Genomic DNA, 16708 nt, shown 5'->3' with positions numbered 1-16708 from the left:
AATAATGATATGAAACTAACGAAAAAACTTATTTTGAGCTTGGGTATGGGGCTTTCAGGCTTAGCGTTGGCACAGCAGAAAGGTCAGGTACTTACAGGAGCTCCTTTTCTTAGGATCTCACCAGATGCCAGAGCAGGAGGTTTGGGAGACCAAGGGGTGGCTACTTCACCGGATGTTTATTCTCAGTATTGGAATGCTGCTAAATATCCATTTAGTAGAAATTCTTCGGCTGTGGGAGTAAACTATATGCCGTACTTGAGTAAATTGGTAAGTGATGTATTCTTGCTCTACGGTTCTTATTATACTTTTTTAGGAGATTCTGAAAGATCTACTATCGGAGCAAGTGTTTATTATTTCAATATGGGACAGGTGGAACTAAACTCTATATCGGGAACTCAAATTGTTCAAGAGGGGACTGTCCACCCAAATGAGTTCTCTATAGATTTATCCTATGGATTGAAATTATCGGATAATTACTCAATGGCGGTTACGGGACGATACATTCGTTCAGACTTTGGAAATTTTAATTCCAATAGTAATCTAAAACCTGCAAATTCTTTTGCCGTAGATGTATCCGGATATTTTCAATCCGACAGAGGCGAAAGCTTCGGAAACTATGAAGGCCAAGCCAAAGCCGGTTTTGCGGTACAAAATTTAGGTCCGAAATTGGATTATACGGGGAACGATGATTCTCGTTCTTATCTGCCTACAACATTGAGGTTAGGAGCCGGATATGATTTATTTTTAGACGATACCAATAAAGTAGGGCTAAGTGTAGAGGCTTCTAAATTATTAGTACCAGGAGCAGAAGAGAATGAAGACGGAACATATTCTATTCCAAATGTAGGGGTAATGGAAGGAGTAGGAAAATCTTTCAGTAACCCTAAAAGCTGGATGTTCAGCGGGGCATTAGAGTATTCTTATGATAATGCTTTTGCGGTAAGAACAGGGTATTTTGCAGAAAATGAATTGCAAGGTGCAAGACAATACGCTACTTTAGGGGTAGGGTTTAATTACCAATCCTTTGGATTAGATGTTTCCTACTTAATCAATACATCTAAACAAAATAGTGCATTGGATAATACGCTTCGTTTCGGGCTTACTTGGAACATAGGTGGAGAAACTTCAAATACACAGAACTAAAAATTTTTAGTCATAAAAAATAAAAGTTTTGAGAAATTTTCTCAAAACTTTTATTATGTTTTCCAAGCGTTGATCATTTCTCGTTTCCCCTTCGGACCTTCTAATTTTTCTAAATTAAAATTAAGTGACTTTAGTACACGCTGAAAACTTCCCTTAGAGGAGTAGGTGCTGAGTAAACTTCCTGTTGTCATTTTATCTGAAACCATTTTCACCAGAGGTAATTCCCACAAGTCTGGCTGAACTCTTGCCCCAAAACAATCAAAATAAACTAAATCTATCGTTGGAAGCTCTATATTTTCAAGATTATGAAAATCGGATTTTATTTTTTTTAGGCTAAGTTTTGGCATAATACTGCAGAGCGTCTCCCATTCACAACTATGAATTTTTTCATAGATAGATGCCATCTTAGTATTTTCAAATAAATGTTCAAAACCCATATTTTGGATTTCGTCAGAGGTAACTGGATATTTTTCTATGGTGTAATAGTTTATTTTGGAAATATTTGTCGCCATTAGAGCTTCGGCAGTTACCAAAACATTCAGCCCCGTGCCAAATCCTAATTCCAAAATATTAAACTCAATTTTTTCTATGCGTGCAAGGCCATTTTTTATAAAAACATGTTTTGCTTCCTGCAAAGCACCATGGTGTGAGTGATAGCCTTCATTCAGCTCGTTTATAAAAAGGGTTTTAGAGCCATCGGCAGTAGTTCTTATTTCTCTTTTCAATTTAATTCAATTTTAGCAAACAAAAAGCCACCTCTATTACAAGGCAGCTTATTAGATGTTTTTTAAGATATTAACTGAATAAATTTTTCAATTTGTCTAAGCCGTCTTTCAAGGAATCTGGTAGTTTTTTAGATAATTCGGAGAAAGAGTTTTTTAGATCTTCTAACTTATCCTCGGCAGCATCTTCTAATTCCTCATATTTTTTCTGCATACTTTCCTTTAAATTTTCTAAGTGGGAAAGCTGCTCCTGAACTTCATCTTTCAGCTCTCCGGGGTTTGAAGAGATTTTAGCTTTAATGTCTTCGATGTGTTTAGAAACTTCGTCAATTTTCTGTTGTGCGTCGTTTTTTAAATCTTGTAGATCCATAATTTCAGAATTTATTAAAATTGTTTTACTCTTTCTCTTGCAACAATTGTTCCAAAGAGTCAAAAACAAATCAAGCATTTTTTGTCCCTCCTTGCAATAAGCATATAGAGGGATTTTTGTAATTCTCTTTTTTAGACAACTCGTAAAAAGTAAGTTAAGATGCTAAATATTAGGGTAATCCTTCTTTTAGCAAATACATACTTGAAAATATGGATAAATCTAATCAGATGGCTGGGGTAAAAAAGGGATTTTTAAGCGGTACGGATCCGATTTCGCAGAAAAGAAGCCCTCGAAAGAAAAGTGTGTAATGTACCTAGATTATAGAGAAATCCCTTTTTCTGATTAGTGTTTTACCTTTTAAAACAGTAGATGATTATTATCTTTTACATAGATATTATAAGGTGTGTTTATTTCACTTCCTTTTCTAAAAGTATTCCACCTCATTATCATTATCGCCGGCTTCATCATCTTTCATTTCGTCAATCCAGTCTTCAAGCGTTTTCCCCTGATATATCCATTTATTGATGCCCCAATAAGCACCGGAGCGATTTCTTCGGTTTTTTCTGGTCTCAATTTCACAGGTAAGAGGTGATAGTTTCCAATCGGTTCCCTCAAATTTTAATTTTTTATCCCCAATAACTTCTGCCACAATATTTTCGTCATCAAAATAGACAATCGTTTTACCTATCAATCCTAATTTTAAAAAAGAAAGCTTACGACCTCTCCCTCTTTTTTCATTTGAATAATTGTTGTTTGTTTTAAATTTATCACTTATTGGTAATATCTTTTCGGTCAATAGCCTTATCAAATATTCGGCTCTGGTTTTTATTTGCGTTTCACCCCAGCTTTGTTCGGTAACGATTTTATCTTTAGCTATCTGCATACCTGCATTATTTTCGTAAATCGCTTTTTTATCAGCAAAAGGTTTGTTGCCCAGTTCTTGATTGTGGCGAATTAAAGTTAAGTTGCCGATATGGTGCAAATAATTATTATGGATTTCCTCATACTTTTCGCCCAATTCATTTTTCCAAGTACTGTTGAGTTTTTGTGGCATAATGTGTTCTACTTGCAGATCTTTTTCATTCAAAATCGGACGGCTTTTTGTGAGTTTTTCTTCTATCAAACTAAACAAAAATTTACCGCTTCTCAAGTTGTAGAAATTGGATTCTTTACTTGATAAATAATTCATCACATCGTTATCGTTTGGTAATCTTAAGGCGTATTGCTGGTTGGATAACAGCGACAACATTTTTTCTTTCTTATCTGTAGCAGTAATCAAGTTATCAAAGTATTTTACCAATAAAGGGGCATTTTTATTCTCCCCTTGTGTAAGCCTCAAAATCCTTCTACGGGCAACGTAAATAAAAATCGCCTCTAAAATAGCAAGCGTATCACTATCATTTAATTGTGTTCCTTTTCTTAAGTGTAATACACCTAAAATGAAAGAATAAAATCCCGATGCTTCAACCAGTTTTAAATCAGCAATTTTTTGATCAATTTTAAGGTTTCCACTTGATTGATAGCCGGCTAAAACAGCATAAAGATAGGAATGTTCAGCTAATTTTCTTATCAGTTGTTCGTAATTTTCACCTTCAAATAAGCTCTTGAAATTACGATAGAGTTCTTTGTGATTAGTATCAGTGGCTTTTTTATAGCTGGTGGCATCCTCAAGCTGCATATAATCACGAATAAAAGCCGAAACTGAAAAGGCATCATTATCACCCGACAAGTTTTCTTCTATTTTCAACCAATAGCGGCGGTATAAATTATCTTGCTCTTCAGAAGACTTGCCAAGCAATAGGTAATTTCTTACCAAATCCGCTAAAGATAAGGGCTTCCCAAGCGAGTTCATGCTCTCAAAAATTTCTTGAGGTTTCTCCCAAGCATTTCTTTCGGGTTCTAACTGAATGGTTACGATATTAAAATTAGTCAAACCTTTCTCAATCAAATGACGAATATCGCCTTCACTTAGATTAGCTAATTTAAATTTAAAAAATTGGTAGTTTCTAAATACAGCAGATTTTTTATCCTTTTCATTTAAAGGCTCGTTCAATATGATATTTTTATAGGCTTGCCAGTCGGATTCAACTTGTTTTAATTTGATTTTATATTCAACATCGCCACTGACATTGTTATTTTTAAGGTACTTGGAATCAATATAGTTTCTTAAATTCTCATCTGATATACAGTCACGAGCTGCTATTAAGAATAGCATTGTAGTGGTCAGTCTTTGCTGTCCGTCAACCAGAATATATTTATCGGGCTGTCCTAAAATTGTACTTTCCGCATAATAGATAACCGTTCCAAAAAAGTGCTGACTACCACTATTGTAAGCTACTTTCTCAATGTCTTTGTAAAATATCTCACAGATATCTGTTTCCCATTCATAATTTCTTTGGTAAGGGGGAATAAAAAACGTTACATCATTATTTGATAATAATTCTAAAATTTTGGGCTCATTGGTTTTCATATTGTTTAATATTATCAAGAGTGTTGTTAAGTAACTTTCAAATATACCCTATATCTACTATATGTACCAAATTATTGGAGCAAAAACTTAACTTGAATTTCATACAAAAATCTGAATTAAATATCCTATTTCCGCACTTAATTACTGCATGAAGCCGGATTTGAGCTGCCCGTACGCTTTTTTTAATCGTTGAATTATATGGGGGGTATGGCGAAAAAGGGAAGGGGATAAGCCTAAGTTTTTGACAAGCAATTTTAGCGGTTTTTTTTGCCTTTTACCCAAAAACAAAGACTGCCTTTTGCAGGGCAGCCTTTGGATAGGAATATTATTTTTTCGGCGGAGCATCAACGCCCGACAGCCGCAGTATCGGAGCCGGCAATCTTTCTCCGAATATTTGAATTTCAGACAACTCGGAGTTAAAAGCTTCCAGTTCTGAATCGGTAAATACAAACGCTTCCGACGCTGTGTTTTCAAGCATATGTGCCATTTGCGTCGTTCCGGGTATGGGGACAATCCAGTCTTTTTGCGACAAAAGCCACGCCAGCGATATTTGAGCCATTCCGGCTTGTTTCCGTTCCGCCCATTTTTCCACCAGATTCAGCAAAGCCTTGTTTTCATCAATGTTTTCAGGCGAAAATCTGCTTTCTATTCCCCGTATGTCGCCTTGTGCAAAACGCGTGTTTTTGTCTATGGTACCGGCAAGAAATCCCACTCCAAGCGGGCTCCACGGCACAAAACCGATACCCAGTTTTTCGCATAGCGGGATAATCTCTTTTTCCGCACCACGCCAAAGCAGCGAGTATTCGTTTTGAACCGCCGTTACGGGATGTATTTTATGAGCCGCATTATGGTTTTCGCTCTGGGTTCGGATAATCCATAGTGCAGTACTTTGCCCTGCCGAATCAAATCCTGAATCGTTCCCACGACATCTTCTATGGGAACTTCGGTGTTCACCCTATGCTGGTAGAGCAGGTCTATGCGATCGGTTTTCAGGCGTTTGAGCATCGCCTCCACAACGGCTTTTATGTGCTCGGGTTTGCTGTTGAGTACCGGGCAGCATCTGTTCTTTTTTGGGGTCTGTGTTCCAGTCGAATTTAGTGGCGATTACCACCTCGCTGCGGAAATCCCTTACGCCTTCGCCCAAAATCCGTTCCACTTCAAAAGGTCCGTAAGCCTCTGCGGCATCAAAGAAAGTAACGCCGGCATCGAATGCCGAGCGGATAATGCGGTGCATTTCCTTTCTGTTGGGAATGGTGGTCTGGTAAGTTCTGCTCATATTTTGCACGCTCAGCCCGATGCCGGAAACTTTCAGCCTGCCTAAATTCCTTTTGCCCGTGCGGCTGCTTTTTTTCTCCTGCCGCAAAAAAGACTGCAACGGAAGCAAGACACTCCTCAGCACCGCCAGCCCTGCGGTTTTTAAAACATCTCTTCTTTTCATTGTTTTATTTGTCTGATTTCATTTCGGAAATCCATTTTACCATATTGGGGTCTCGGTGGTCGAAAAACAGGCTGGAATTCGTGTCCAGCGTTTTGATGAAGTTCATTTCTTCTTCTGAAAGCTCAAAGTCGAAGATATTGAAATTCTCCTCCATTCTTTCTCTGCGGACGGATTTCGGAATGGCAATAATGTCTCTCTGCGTAAGCCAGCGGAGAATGACTTGTGCCGCCGATTTGTTGTATTTTCGCGCAACGGATACCAATGTTTCGTTTTGAAAAATATTGTTTTTGCCCTCTGCAAACGGTCCCACTGCATTTGGACATGGTTGTCTTTCAAAAACCGATGGGCTTCTGTTTGCTGGTGGAACGGGTGCGTTTCAATTTGGTTTACGGCAGGAGAAAATCCGCTGTTGGCAATTAAATCCATTATCCTGTCCGGATGAAAATTTGCAATGCCGATTGCTCTTATCTTCCCCTCGTCATACAGCTCCCGCATCGCACCTTCCACGAGCCGAATACATCGCCATAAGGCTGGTGTATGAGGTACAGATCTAAATAATCCAGTTGGAGTTTTTCCAATGACGTCTGAAAAGCCGCCTTTGTTTTCTCGTAGCCCATATCTTGAACCTTTTATTTTATAATAGGTAGTATATCAGCCGTTGAGTAGTTTTTATAATTTGAGTATATACCTTTCCTTCTCTTTTTAACATACCAAAAACAGGTATTTTACCCTTCTCACCTCTTCCTCTTTTTCCTCGAACTCGTTGGACTCCGAAATAACTCTCGTCAAGTTCTATTTCTCCTTTATCTTTCTCGTATTCTCCTGCAATAAGTTCTCTTATTTTATCAAACACTTTATTAATAGTTGGGCAAGAAATGCCAGTAATTTCACTAACTTTTTGGGCTTCAATATCAATACAAAATAGAATTAAAATTTCTCTAAATTTTGCTTCAGAAATTATTGAACGGACAATATACTTATTTTTTATTGATTAAGAATAATTTACAAAGTTATAAACATCCTTAAATTATCTTGAACCTAACAAAATGTAGATAAAGAATCAACGCTTTATACGGACGGATTTAAAGCCTACGACGGACTTGCTGATTTTGGATACAAGAAGCATTATCGTATTAAACATAGTGATAATGAATTTGCCTTAGGGAGGAATCATATCAACGGAATAGAAACTTTTTGAGGGCTCTGTAAAGTAAGATTATCTCGATTTAGAGGTATTGCATAAGTTTTATTACCACCTAAAGGAATGTGAATTTAGATATAACAATAGAAATAGAAATTTGTATTTTTGTTTATGTAAATTGATACGAAATAATCCTCTTAATTATCTTGAACTTAATTTTTTTTAAATGATATTTTATGATACATCCAGAATCCGTACTTTTGTACAAATAAAATTATAGCATTGAACGAAAATAGTCCATTGGCCGAAAAACTAAGACCCAAGAAATTAGATGATGTTCTCGGGCAGGAGCATCTTACGGATACCCATGGAACTATACGGAAAATGCTGGAGAATGACACCCTTAATTCTTTGATTTTCTGGGGGCCACCGGGGACGGGCAAAACAACTTTAGCTGAAATTATATCGGAGCATTCCGGAAGGCGGTTTTTCAAATTGTCTGCCGTATCGAGTGGCGTAAAAGATGTAAGAGAGGTCATAGAGGAGGCAAAGAAACAACATTTATTTTCCGGAAAATCCCCGATATTGTTTATTGATGAGATACATAGGTTCAATAAGTCTCAGCAGGATTCGTTGCTTCACGCGGTGGAAAAAGGTTGGATTATTCTCATAGGCGCCACTACCGAAAATCCGAGTTTTGAGGTGGTATCGGCATTACTTTCTCGCACTCAGGTTTTTGTGTTAAAATCTCTTTCATTTGAAAAATTGGAAGAATTGATAAGCATTGCCTTAAATAGATTTAATCAAGATGCAAATACTAATTTTGTATTTTCTGAAAATCAATCTCTTATACAATATTCCGGTGGTGATGCAAGAAAACTCATTAATGCCATAGAGTGGGTTCTCAATCAGTTTAAAAACTCTACTAAAACGACGATTGACAATCAAGATATACTGTCTGTATTGCAGGAAAATATGGCGATTTATGACAAGAATGGCGAGCAGCATTATGATATTATTTCTGCATTCATCAAGTCTATTAGGGGGAGTGATCCGAATGCTGCAGTATATTGGCTGGCAAGAATGCTGGCAGGAGGGGAGGATATTAAGTTTATCGCTCGGCGGCTGTTGATTTTGGCTTCTGAAGATATCGGGCTGGCTAATCCTAATGCCTTAGTCATTGCTAATAATTGTTTTCAGGCAATCAATGTTATAGGAATGCCGGAGGCACGGATTATTCTCAGCGAGTGTGCGGTTTATTTGGCGGTATCTCCTAAGAGTAATTCTACTTATAAAGCTATAAATGAGGCAATGGCCTTAGTAAAGAAAACGGGGCATCTTCCTGTTCCGCTTCATCTAAGAAATGCCCCTACAAAACTGATGAAGGATTTGGATTATGGTAGAGAGTATCTTTATGCCCACGATTATGACAATCATTTCGTGGAGCAAGAATTTTTACCCACAGAGCTATCCGGAACAAAATTCTATATTCCGCAGGATAATACCACGGAGCAAAAAATTCAAAGTGAGCTCAATAAGAAGTGGAAAGATAAGTATGAGTAAAATTATCCCTCAAAACTCTCAAAAGTACCGTCTTCAAAAAAGATAACGATTCTTTTTATCTTAACTTTTTTATTATCAGTATTTTGACAGGTATATAAAGTTTCTTTGTAGGCTAATGGCTGAGAATGCGTTATATTTTTTTTCTCCGTGGGTTCTACTTGTATAGGCGATTCTGGAGCATTATTAGAAATTTTGTGTTTTTCCAAATTCAGATTTTCATTTATGTCTTGATTGGCAAAAGAAAATAAATCGAGTGGGGGAGTTGTTGTTATTTCTTTCTTAGGCGTTGTTTTTTCGTATGCTTTTTCTTGCTTTTCGAGCATATCTCCCTCACCATTGATGAGCCAATCCCAGCTAAGCTCTGGAAATTTGTTTTTAATTTTTTTTATAAAATCCAAAGAAGGCTTGTTTCTGCCAGAGGTAATATGCGAAATATTAGAACGCTGTACTTCTATTTCATCGGCAAAATCCGATGCTGTTAGTCCAGAGTATTCTATAACCTTAGTTATTCTTGTATCAAAAGTCATTTACAAATATAAAATTTACCAATAACAAATGTAAACAATTAAATTTAATTCACAATACACAAATGTAACAAATGAAAGATAGTTTAGTTTATTTTTGTAAATTAAAATACAGGTGTTTGATTGTCAAAGATATATACACTCTAGCCATTTTTTTTTTCCGGTGTAGCTAATGAAGTAATAATGCTTATAATCAATATTGATACAATAATAAGCAGAGAATGATTATTATTAAAACCAATGCTTTCTAATTGTGTATGAAGAAGCATTTTTAGACCTATAAAAGTCAATAATACGGCTAAACCTACTTTCAAAAACCGGAACTTATCCACAATCCCAGATAAAAGAAAAAACATAGACCGAAGCCCTATAATGGCAAAAATATTTGAGAAGAAAACGATATAAGGGTCTTTGGTTACCGAAAATATCGCGGGGATACTATCCACTGCAAAAATCAAATCGGAAACCTCTATGATGATAAGAACTAAAAATAAAGGCGTTATTATTCTCTTTCCGTCTATTTTCACAAAGAATTTATTGCCTACAAAGCTATTATGTACTCTGAAGTATTTATTTGCAAATTTTACAACAGGGTGGTTATCCGTACTTATTTCATCAGTTTCATCTTTTTTTATAAACATATTGATAGCAGTGTAGATTAGGAATAATCCAAATAAATACATTATCCAGCTGAATTTTTCAATGAGTGCTGCACCTATAAAAATAAAGATAAAACGCATCATAATAGCTCCTATAATCCCCCAGAATAATACTCGATGATAATGCCTTTTGTTTACACCGAAAGAAGTAAATATGAGTAATATTACAAAAATATTATCTACAGACAAGGCGTATTCTATAATATATCCGGTAAAAAATTCAATTCCTATATTATGGTTGTAGAGGGCTATGCTGTGTTCAAAATCTCTGGGCATGATTTTGATGGGATGATAGTGTTTTTTGACAAGCAACTCCAAGTGTTCCACATCGGTAATACCGTGTAGATAATTACCATAATTGACCAAGAAAAAGTAGAATCCTGCTGAGAGTGCAACGACAAAGAAACTCATAAGAGATGCTTTCTTAAAGGATACTACTTCTACATTTTTGCGATTGAATAGTCCTAAGTCTAAGGCTAATATAACTGCAATAAATAATAAAAAACCGGATAAAAATATTTCTTCGTTACTCATAAATAAAAATATAGCAAATATAAGATAAAAAAAATTTTCTCTCTTATTTATATTTGTAAACACATATATAATAACTCAAATATAAGAAAAAATAATGTTTGAATAAATTTTATACACTTCATAATTATATCCCAGTTTAATACCTAAAGTATATTTAATAATTAACTTTATATAAATTTTATAAATAACTGATTATATTTATTTTGTATTTTAAATTTAATTAGTTTTCAATCCACAATTTAATCCACAGACTTTTTGTCATATATAGGTGTTTGATAGTGTTACAAAAGTGAATTTTGATAGGTTGAAAAAATCGTAGTATCTTTGAATTAGAAAAGAAGCAAAATGATCGATAAATTTCCTTATGTTAGAAATGTAAACTTTCCTCATCGTTATATTTCGCCTGAAAAATTGTTTATCTATCTTAGAGAAAATTTTAGTGATGGTATTCAAGAGATAGGCAGGTCTGTTTTAGGGAAACCTATATACTGTTTTTCTATTGGCAAGGGCAATATAAATGTGGCAGCTTGGTCTCAAATGCATGGAAACGAATCTACGGCTACTTTGGCAATGTTGGATTTTCTAAGCACGATTTTGGAAGCACCCTATTTGAGCAATGAACTTTTTGAAAAAATTCATTTGGATTTTATCTTTATGCTGAATCCTGATGGTGCGGAAAAATGGACGAGGAGAAATGCTTTAGAGATAGATCTTAATCGTGATTTTTTGAAGTCTTCATCTCCGGAAATCAATGTGCTGAAAAATTTTATACTTAAAAAGAAATACGACTATGCATTGAATTTGCACGACCAGCGAACTATTTTTACCACCGATGGTAGTACTCCTGCCACGCTTTCGTTTCTTTCTCCTTCTGAAGATGAAGAGCGTACGCTCACGGAAAACCGAAAAAAAAGTATGGCGGTGATTGGTAAAATTTATGAATATTTGGAACAAGAGATACCTAATCAAATAGGCCGCTATACCGATGAATTTTATCCTACTTCCGTGGGAGATAATTTTATGAAAGCAGGTATTCCTACGTTGCTGTTTGAAGGAGGTCATTTTCCAGATGATTATATCAGGGTGGGAACGCGTAAATATTATACTTATGCTTTTTATCTTGCGTTGAAGGCGATGACAGAGCTGAAAGGAAAAATAGACTTTTATAAAACTTATAATGAAATTCCTGAAAATAAAGCAACGCATTGCGATTTGATTTACCGTAATGTACAACTGCCGATTTCCTTTGACTGCGAAGTGGATATTGCGGTTCAGTATCAAGAATGTTATGAAGGAGATAGTGAGATTAGTTTTGTTCCATATATAATAGAGATAGGCGACTGTTCCAAAAGAAAAGCTTGGAAGGAAATAGATTGTAAGGACAAGAAAATTATCTTTTCGGATAATTGTTTCCCAAAGATAAATGAAAAAGTCAATTTTGAAGTAAAGTAGATTTTATAGAGTTAGCAAAAAAAACTAAGATTATGAGAGATAATATTATATTTGTTTAATTAACGGTGTTATTGTAATCTAAAAGTTATATTTAATGTGTAAGAAAGCTTTGCTATTCATCAATGGAGTTCCGCCCAAATCTATTCCAGATATTTATAAATACGATGTAATAGTTTGTACAGACGGAGCATTACATTATCTGAAAGAACTGGATTTTCCCATACAAAATTTGGATTTCGTATCCGGGGATTTTGATTCTTTTACAGACGAAGAGATGATGTCTGATGGGAAATTCATACATACTCCTGACCAAGATTTCACAGATTTTCATAAAGCCCTTCAGCTTCTTTTGGATAGAGGTATAGCAGAGGTTGATGTTTTGGGAGGAAGCGGAGGAGAACAGGATCATTTTCTCGGAAATATCTCGGTAGCTTATCATTTCAAAAAGTTAATGAAAATTATCTTTTATGATGAGTTTTCAAGGTATTTTTTTATTCCTAAAAATTTTTCTGTAGAAGGCGTAAAGGGAAAAATGATTTCGTTGTATCCGTTTCCTTATGCTAAAAATATCGTAAGCAAAGGTGTGAAGTGGTGCCTTTGTGGAGAAGATTTGGATATTACCAAAAGACTAGGAACAAGAAATATGGCAACAGATGATATTATTTCAGTTTCTTATGAAGAAGGAAATCTTTTGATTTTTATTGGATGTTAAAAGTTATTTTCTTTCAAAGTTCTATACTGTTATTCGTAGATAAAATATATAGTCAGACCTATAAAGCCAGAGTCCAAACCAAAACTAATTTTCTTTGCTCATTATTGTAGGTAAATACAGACGACAAGAGCCTTTTCCCAGTTATGGTATCAAAAAAAATTAATAGACCACAATACAGAGAATAGAAGCATAAATCACTTCATGCAAATAAATACCTTAAAACATACGTAAAAAGCCAGTAGACGTAAATAAAAACTATTGATGAAACTCTTCAATTCTATGCTCTAATGATAGTCGAAATTCTAAAGAAAACAATATCCCAAATACTTAAATTCGTACTTAAACTACTTTTTAATTTATTTGATTGATAGGATTTGATCTTAAATCATTGATTCATATGCTTTTATTATTCAAAATTTTATATAGCTTTGAAATAGTGTTTTATTATATTTGAAAATTTAGCCGGCTAAATCAAGGTTAAAAGACAAAATATATCTAAAATCGAGCGAAGGTAAATTTTAGAATTGTAATTATTTTTTTGATAAATAAACCGCCTCCGGATAAAGCGGTTTTAATTCATCAAAAATATATTTTAAATAAAAAAATATTACTAATGTTATATTTTTTCTATTTTATCGGTTAGGGCATTGATGAAATTTTGCAATGGTTTTTCTACCATCATTTTGATGAAAGGATTGAATTTTCCTTCAAAAAGCAGCTGTACCTCTGTTTGATTTTCATTGATAGGATTCATAGTTCCTGTCAGGAAAAAATCCAAACTGGAACTAGCTGATTTTAGCACAACTCTTTGCTGGTCCACATCGTCTATTTTTAGGGCAATTTCTGGCATTCCTTTTAGTCCGAATTTGAAACCATCTCCTGTAGATTCAAATTTTTGGAGACCTTCCGGCATTAGATTTTTGTAATCTTCCGAGTTTTTCAGCATATTGGTGAGTTCTTTTGCCGATTTATTTACAATAATTTTTCGTCCTTCTAAATTCATTTCTTATTTTTGTTTTATAATTCAGATACAAATGTATAAAGTTTTTATTAATGACAAAAAAATTTGTCTAAGTAAGAAGCCTCAGAATTTGCAAAGAGATATTCCTTATACGGGTGCAGCCTCTTTGGAGAAGGCGATAGAGTATATAGAAAGGGTTTCTATATCCGAAGTCGGAGTTTATGGAGAAAATTTGGATTTGATCTGGGAAAACTTTCAGGCAATGTTCAAAATAATAGAGGCTGCCGGCGGGGTGGTGCTTAATTCTAAAAAAGAAATATTGTTTATCCACAGATTAGGAAGATGGGATTTGCCTAAAGGAAAGCTGGAAAAAGGCGAAACGCCCAAAAAAGGTGCAAAACGAGAAGTGGAGGAAGAAACGGGAGTTAACGGCTTAAAAATTTCAGAGCTAGTGGAGACTACTTATCATATTTATATCAATAAAAAAGATAAGAAAATTCTCAAAAAGACATATTGGTATCTTATGAATACGGAATTTAGTGATAAGCTGATACCACAGGCAGAAGAAGGAATTACGGATGTTGCTTGGAAATCTTTTTCTGAGGTACAATACCATATTTTTCCTAAGACATTTCAGAATATTCAAATAGTACTCAATACTTTTTTCAAGATGTTCCGTTAGGATTTTTATTTCACAAAATCGGTGAATGAATTCGGATGGAGAAGAGATTTAGTGTTCTCAAATAAAAATACTATCTTTGTGCCTCAATTTTATAAACTTATTAAAGTATGAAATGTGGAATCGTGGGACTACCTAATGTAGGGAAATCAACTTTGTTCAATTGTCTTAGTAATGCGAAAGCTCAGTCTGCAAACTATCCTTTTTGCACCATAGAACCTAATCTGGGTACTGTTTCTGTACCGGACCCTCGTCTTAATGTATTGGAAAGTTTGGTAAAGCCGGAGCGGGTACTTCCTGCGGTAGTGGAAATTGTGGATATTGCCGGATTGGTAAAGGGAGCGAGTAAAGGAGAAGGTCTTGGCAACCAGTTTCTTGCAAATATACGCGAATGTGAGGCGATTATCCATGTACTCAGATGCTTTGAAAACGGAAATATCGTCCATGTAGAAGGTTCGGTAGATCCTATCAGGGATAAAGAGATTATAGACATAGAACTTCAGCTTAAGGATATAGAGACCTTGACTAAGGCAGCCGAAAAAGCTAAAAAGTTTATAAAATCCGGTAAAAAGGAGGATATTCAGAAGTATGAAACACTAAAATCTATCTTGGAATTTGTAGAAAGCGGGAGGAATGCCAGAGAATTTGAAACAGACGATCTTACCAAACCTATTATTGATGAAATACATCTTCTGACCAAAAAACCAATTCTTTATGTTTGTAATATTGATGAAAATTCTATAAAAGCAGGAAATCCTTGGATAGAGAAAGTAGAAGAAATGGCAAAAAAAGAAGGTGCCGAAGTCATTGCTCTTGCCGCACAAATAGAAGCCGATATCAACGAGCTGGAAACTTACGAAGAGAGACAGCTCTTTTTAGATGAGTTGGGTTTGGAAGAGCCGGGCGTGAATAGGCTTATCAGAAAGGCTTACGAATTACTGAAACTACAGACATATTTCACTGCGGGAGTGAAGGAAGTTCGCGCTTGGACGATTGAGAAAGGCTGGACGGCACCACAGGCAGCGGGCGTTATCCATACCGATTTTGAGAAAGGGTTTATCCGTGCAGAGGTAATAAAATATGATGATTTTGTAAACTATGGCTCTGAAGCGAAAGTAAAAGAAGCCGGAAAACTTTCTGTAGAGGGTAAGGAATATGTGGTTCAAGACGGCGATATAATACACTTTAGATTTAATGTATAAAACTTTTATAGCCAGACTAATATAGGAATTATTAGTCTGTGCTTATCTCTCCGCAAATATCTGTTGTAAACATTTCTCTGAAAGGCTTGTCGTAATTAGGGTTTTCTATTAGGTGCATTGCTTTGGTGATGGCACTTTCTGCTGTGATATCTCTGCCATTTACAGCCCCTATCTCTCTAAAAATATTACTATTTTCGTATTTACCAAAGGCTATTTCTCCGGAAACGCATTGGCTTATCACGACGATTTCTATACCTTTATTCCTCAGTTGTTTTAGGGTCTGTTTGGTTTTTTCATTATTAAAAATAGTTCCCGAGCCGAAGACTTGTAGAATAAGCACTTTGAAATCAGCATTATGAGGGAAGAACTGCCAATCCATACCAGGGAATATACGCCAAAACAATACTTTTTCCGACAGATGTAAGTCTACTTGAAATCTCCTGTCTTTTGGTCTCAACAAGACTTCTCTATCTATGTTTAGATGTACGCCGGATTGTCCCAATATGGGATAGTTGGGGCTTTGGTAGGCGTCAAAAAATTCTGCGGAATACTTTAATGTTCTGTTTCCTCTCAATAGTTTGTATTCAAAATATATGGCAACTTCTTGTATCACGGGTTCATTATCATTATACAGACTGGCATAGTATAAGCTCGTGAGCAGATTTTCTTTGGCATCTGTCCTCAGGTCTCCTATAGGAAGCTGGGAGCCTGTTAAAATGACGGGCTTGCTCAATCCTTTCAACATAAAGCTTAGAGCAGAAGCGGTATAAGACATAGTATCCGTACCGTGTAGAATCAAAAATCCATCAAAACTGTAATAAGCATCGTTAATTATTTGGGCGATAAGCTGCCATTGTTTCAATGCCATATCCGAAGAATCGACGGGAGTATCGAAAGACTTAATACTAAGCTCGCATTCCAAAAGGTTTAGCTCCGGGATTTTATTAAAAATATTTTCAAAATCGAATGGCTGAAGGCTGCCCGTATCGTAATTTTTTTCCATTCCGATAGTCCCTCCCGTATAGATTAGCAAAACTTTCTTTTTCATTACAGTATAGATTTCTTTTATAAATACCAAATTAAGTTTAAGGCAAATTAGAAGTTTTTTTTCTTGCATTAACTCGATAAGCAAAGGTAC

At 35.4% G+C, this 16708-nt stretch carries 16 protein-coding genes and 4 pseudogenes; 7 read left to right on the top strand and 13 right to left on the bottom strand.

Translation table 11 applies throughout. The features are described 5' to 3' along the window. Window positions 1-9 precede the first annotated feature (9 nt). Complete coding sequence (porV, locus tag BLS89_RS01970; protein WP_092735823.1) at window positions 10-1143, top strand: type IX secretion system outer membrane channel protein PorV; 1134 nt, start codon at window positions 10-12, stop codon at window positions 1141-1143. Between the two features lie 53 nt (window positions 1144-1196). Here porV and mnmD read toward each other — a convergent pair whose 3' ends face one another. The 9 genes and pseudogenes from mnmD to BLS89_RS01940 all read right to left on the bottom strand — a co-directional run. Beyond that, window positions 1197-1868 (bottom strand): tRNA (5-methylaminomethyl-2-thiouridine)(34)-methyltransferase MnmC2, encoded by a 672-nt coding sequence (mnmD, locus tag BLS89_RS01965; RefSeq protein WP_092735822.1) that lies wholly within the window; start codon window positions 1866-1868, stop codon window positions 1197-1199. Between the two features lie 70 nt (window positions 1869-1938). Next, complete coding sequence (locus tag BLS89_RS01960; protein ID WP_176763216.1) at window positions 1939-2235, bottom strand: sll1863 family stress response protein; 297 nt, start codon at window positions 2233-2235, stop codon at window positions 1939-1941. Between the two features lie 424 nt (window positions 2236-2659). Continuing rightward, complete coding sequence (locus BLS89_RS01955; protein ID WP_092735820.1) at window positions 2660-4705, bottom strand: DUF262 domain-containing protein; 2046 nt, start codon at window positions 4703-4705, stop codon at window positions 2660-2662. Window positions 4706-5030: 325 nt separating this feature from the next. Then, window positions 5031-5710 (bottom strand): annotated as a pseudogene (locus BLS89_RS01950) (aldo/keto reductase). Continuing rightward, window positions 5661-6143 (bottom strand): aldo/keto reductase, encoded by a 483-nt coding sequence (locus BLS89_RS11165; RefSeq protein WP_262501459.1) that lies wholly within the window; start codon window positions 6141-6143, stop codon window positions 5661-5663. The pseudogene BLS89_RS01950 and the gene BLS89_RS11165 overlap by 50 nt, the downstream one beginning before the upstream one ends. 4 nt (window positions 6144-6147) lie before the next feature. Next, window positions 6148-6453 (bottom strand): aldo/keto reductase, encoded by a 306-nt coding sequence (locus tag BLS89_RS11160; protein WP_262501458.1) that lies wholly within the window; start codon window positions 6451-6453, stop codon window positions 6148-6150. Window positions 6454-6518: 65 nt separating this feature from the next. After that, a pseudogene (locus BLS89_RS11155) lies at window positions 6519-6638 on the bottom strand (aldo/keto reductase); the annotation flags it as partial. Further along, a complete protein-coding gene (locus BLS89_RS11315; protein ID WP_394330507.1) occupies window positions 6608-6760 on the bottom strand; it encodes a hypothetical protein in 153 nt (50 codons plus the stop codon). The pseudogene BLS89_RS11155 and the gene BLS89_RS11315, both read right to left, overlap by 31 nt. A 15-nt stretch (window positions 6761-6775) precedes the next feature. Further along, window positions 6776-7131: pseudogene (locus BLS89_RS01940) on the bottom strand (transposase); the annotation flags it as partial. Window positions 7132-7209: 78 nt separating this feature from the next. Here BLS89_RS01940 and BLS89_RS10380 point away from each other — a divergent pair. Continuing rightward, a pseudogene (locus BLS89_RS10380) lies at window positions 7210-7510 on the top strand (IS1595-like element ISIse1 family transposase); the annotation flags it as partial. Window positions 7511-7566: 56 nt separating this feature from the next. Continuing rightward, entirely contained in the window at window positions 7567-8847 is a 1281-nt protein-coding gene (locus tag BLS89_RS01935; protein WP_092735819.1) for a replication-associated recombination protein A, read from the top strand. 2 nt (window positions 8848-8849) lie between these two features. Here the strand turns inward: BLS89_RS01935 and BLS89_RS01930 are convergent, their stop codons facing one another. After that, window positions 8850-9374: a helix-turn-helix domain-containing protein gene (locus tag BLS89_RS01930; protein WP_092735818.1), complete on the bottom strand. Its 525-nt coding sequence runs from the start codon at window positions 9372-9374 to the stop codon at window positions 8850-8852. Between the two features lie 140 nt (window positions 9375-9514). Further along, complete coding sequence (locus BLS89_RS01925; protein ID WP_092735928.1) at window positions 9515-10564, bottom strand: TerC/Alx family metal homeostasis membrane protein; 1050 nt, start codon at window positions 10562-10564, stop codon at window positions 9515-9517. A 345-nt stretch (window positions 10565-10909) separates the two neighbouring features. On the opposite strand from BLS89_RS01925, the gene BLS89_RS01920 reads away from it, so the two are divergent. Beyond that, complete coding sequence (locus BLS89_RS01920) at window positions 10910-12016, top strand: M14 family zinc carboxypeptidase (protein WP_092735817.1); 1107 nt, start codon at window positions 10910-10912, stop codon at window positions 12014-12016. A gap of 94 nt (window positions 12017-12110) precedes the next feature. Continuing rightward, entirely contained in the window at window positions 12111-12728 is a 618-nt protein-coding gene (locus tag BLS89_RS01915) for a thiamine diphosphokinase (protein ID WP_092735816.1), read from the top strand. A 616-nt stretch (window positions 12729-13344) separates the two neighbouring features. Here BLS89_RS01915 and BLS89_RS01910 read toward each other — a convergent pair. Beyond that, window positions 13345-13731, bottom strand: a complete 387-nt coding sequence (locus BLS89_RS01910) for an orotate phosphoribosyltransferase (protein WP_092735815.1) — start codon at window positions 13729-13731, stop codon at window positions 13345-13347. A gap of 31 nt (window positions 13732-13762) precedes the next feature. On the opposite strand from BLS89_RS01910, the gene BLS89_RS01905 reads away from it, so the two are divergent. Beyond that, window positions 13763-14371, top strand: a complete 609-nt coding sequence (locus BLS89_RS01905; RefSeq protein WP_092735814.1) for an NUDIX hydrolase — start codon at window positions 13763-13765, stop codon at window positions 14369-14371. Window positions 14372-14478: 107 nt separating this feature from the next. Further along, window positions 14479-15570 carry a redox-regulated ATPase YchF gene (gene ychF, locus BLS89_RS01900; protein ID WP_092735813.1) on the top strand — a complete coding sequence of 364 codons (1092 nt, stop codon included), beginning with the start codon at window positions 14479-14481 and terminating at the stop codon, window positions 15568-15570. A gap of 31 nt (window positions 15571-15601) precedes the next feature. Here the strand turns inward: ychF and BLS89_RS01895 are convergent, their stop codons facing one another. Then, window positions 15602-16618 (bottom strand): asparaginase, encoded by a 1017-nt coding sequence (locus BLS89_RS01895; protein WP_092735927.1) that lies wholly within the window; start codon window positions 16616-16618, stop codon window positions 15602-15604. Window positions 16619-16708: the final 90 nt, after the last annotated feature.

Source organism: Riemerella columbipharyngis (assembly GCF_900101995.1).
Classification (GTDB): Bacteria; Bacteroidota; Bacteroidia; order Flavobacteriales; family Weeksellaceae; genus Riemerella; species Riemerella columbipharyngis.
This window is presented reverse-complemented; position numbering and strand designations above follow the sequence as displayed.

What these genes read in the sequence shown, in the direction of transcription:
- porV (WP_092735823.1), top strand. Translation starts at nt 10, where the DNA reads ATGAAACTAACGAAAAAACTTATTTTGAGCTTGGGTATGGGGCTTTCA.
- BLS89_RS11315 (WP_394330507.1), bottom strand. Translation starts at nt 6,760, where the DNA reads ATGGGCTACGAGAAAACAAAGGCGGCTTTTCAGACGTCATTGGAAAAA.
- BLS89_RS01910 (WP_092735815.1), bottom strand. Translation starts at nt 13,731, where the DNA reads ATGAATTTAGAAGGACGAAAAATTATTGTAAATAAATCGGCAAAAGAA.
- BLS89_RS01915 (WP_092735816.1), top strand. Translation starts at nt 12,111, where the DNA reads ATGTGTAAGAAAGCTTTGCTATTCATCAATGGAGTTCCGCCCAAATCT.
- BLS89_RS01905 (WP_092735814.1), top strand. Translation starts at nt 13,763, where the DNA reads ATGTATAAAGTTTTTATTAATGACAAAAAAATTTGTCTAAGTAAGAAG.
- BLS89_RS01960 (WP_176763216.1), bottom strand. Translation starts at nt 2,235, where the DNA reads ATGGATCTACAAGATTTAAAAAACGACGCACAACAGAAAATTGACGAA.
- BLS89_RS01925 (WP_092735928.1), bottom strand. Translation starts at nt 10,564, where the DNA reads ATGAGTAACGAAGAAATATTTTTATCCGGTTTTTTATTATTTATTGCA.
- BLS89_RS01930 (WP_092735818.1), bottom strand. Translation starts at nt 9,374, where the DNA reads ATGACTTTTGATACAAGAATAACTAAGGTTATAGAATACTCTGGACTA.
- BLS89_RS11165 (WP_262501459.1), bottom strand. Translation starts at nt 6,143, where the DNA reads ATGAAAAGAAGAGATGTTTTAAAAACCGCAGGGCTGGCGGTGCTGAGG.
- BLS89_RS01920 (WP_092735817.1), top strand. Translation starts at nt 10,910, where the DNA reads ATGATCGATAAATTTCCTTATGTTAGAAATGTAAACTTTCCTCATCGT.
- ychF (WP_092735813.1), top strand. Translation starts at nt 14,479, where the DNA reads ATGAAATGTGGAATCGTGGGACTACCTAATGTAGGGAAATCAACTTTG.
- BLS89_RS01955 (WP_092735820.1), bottom strand. Translation starts at nt 4,705, where the DNA reads ATGAAAACCAATGAGCCCAAAATTTTAGAATTATTATCAAATAATGAT.
- BLS89_RS01895 (WP_092735927.1), bottom strand. Translation starts at nt 16,618, where the DNA reads ATGAAAAAGAAAGTTTTGCTAATCTATACGGGAGGGACTATCGGAATG.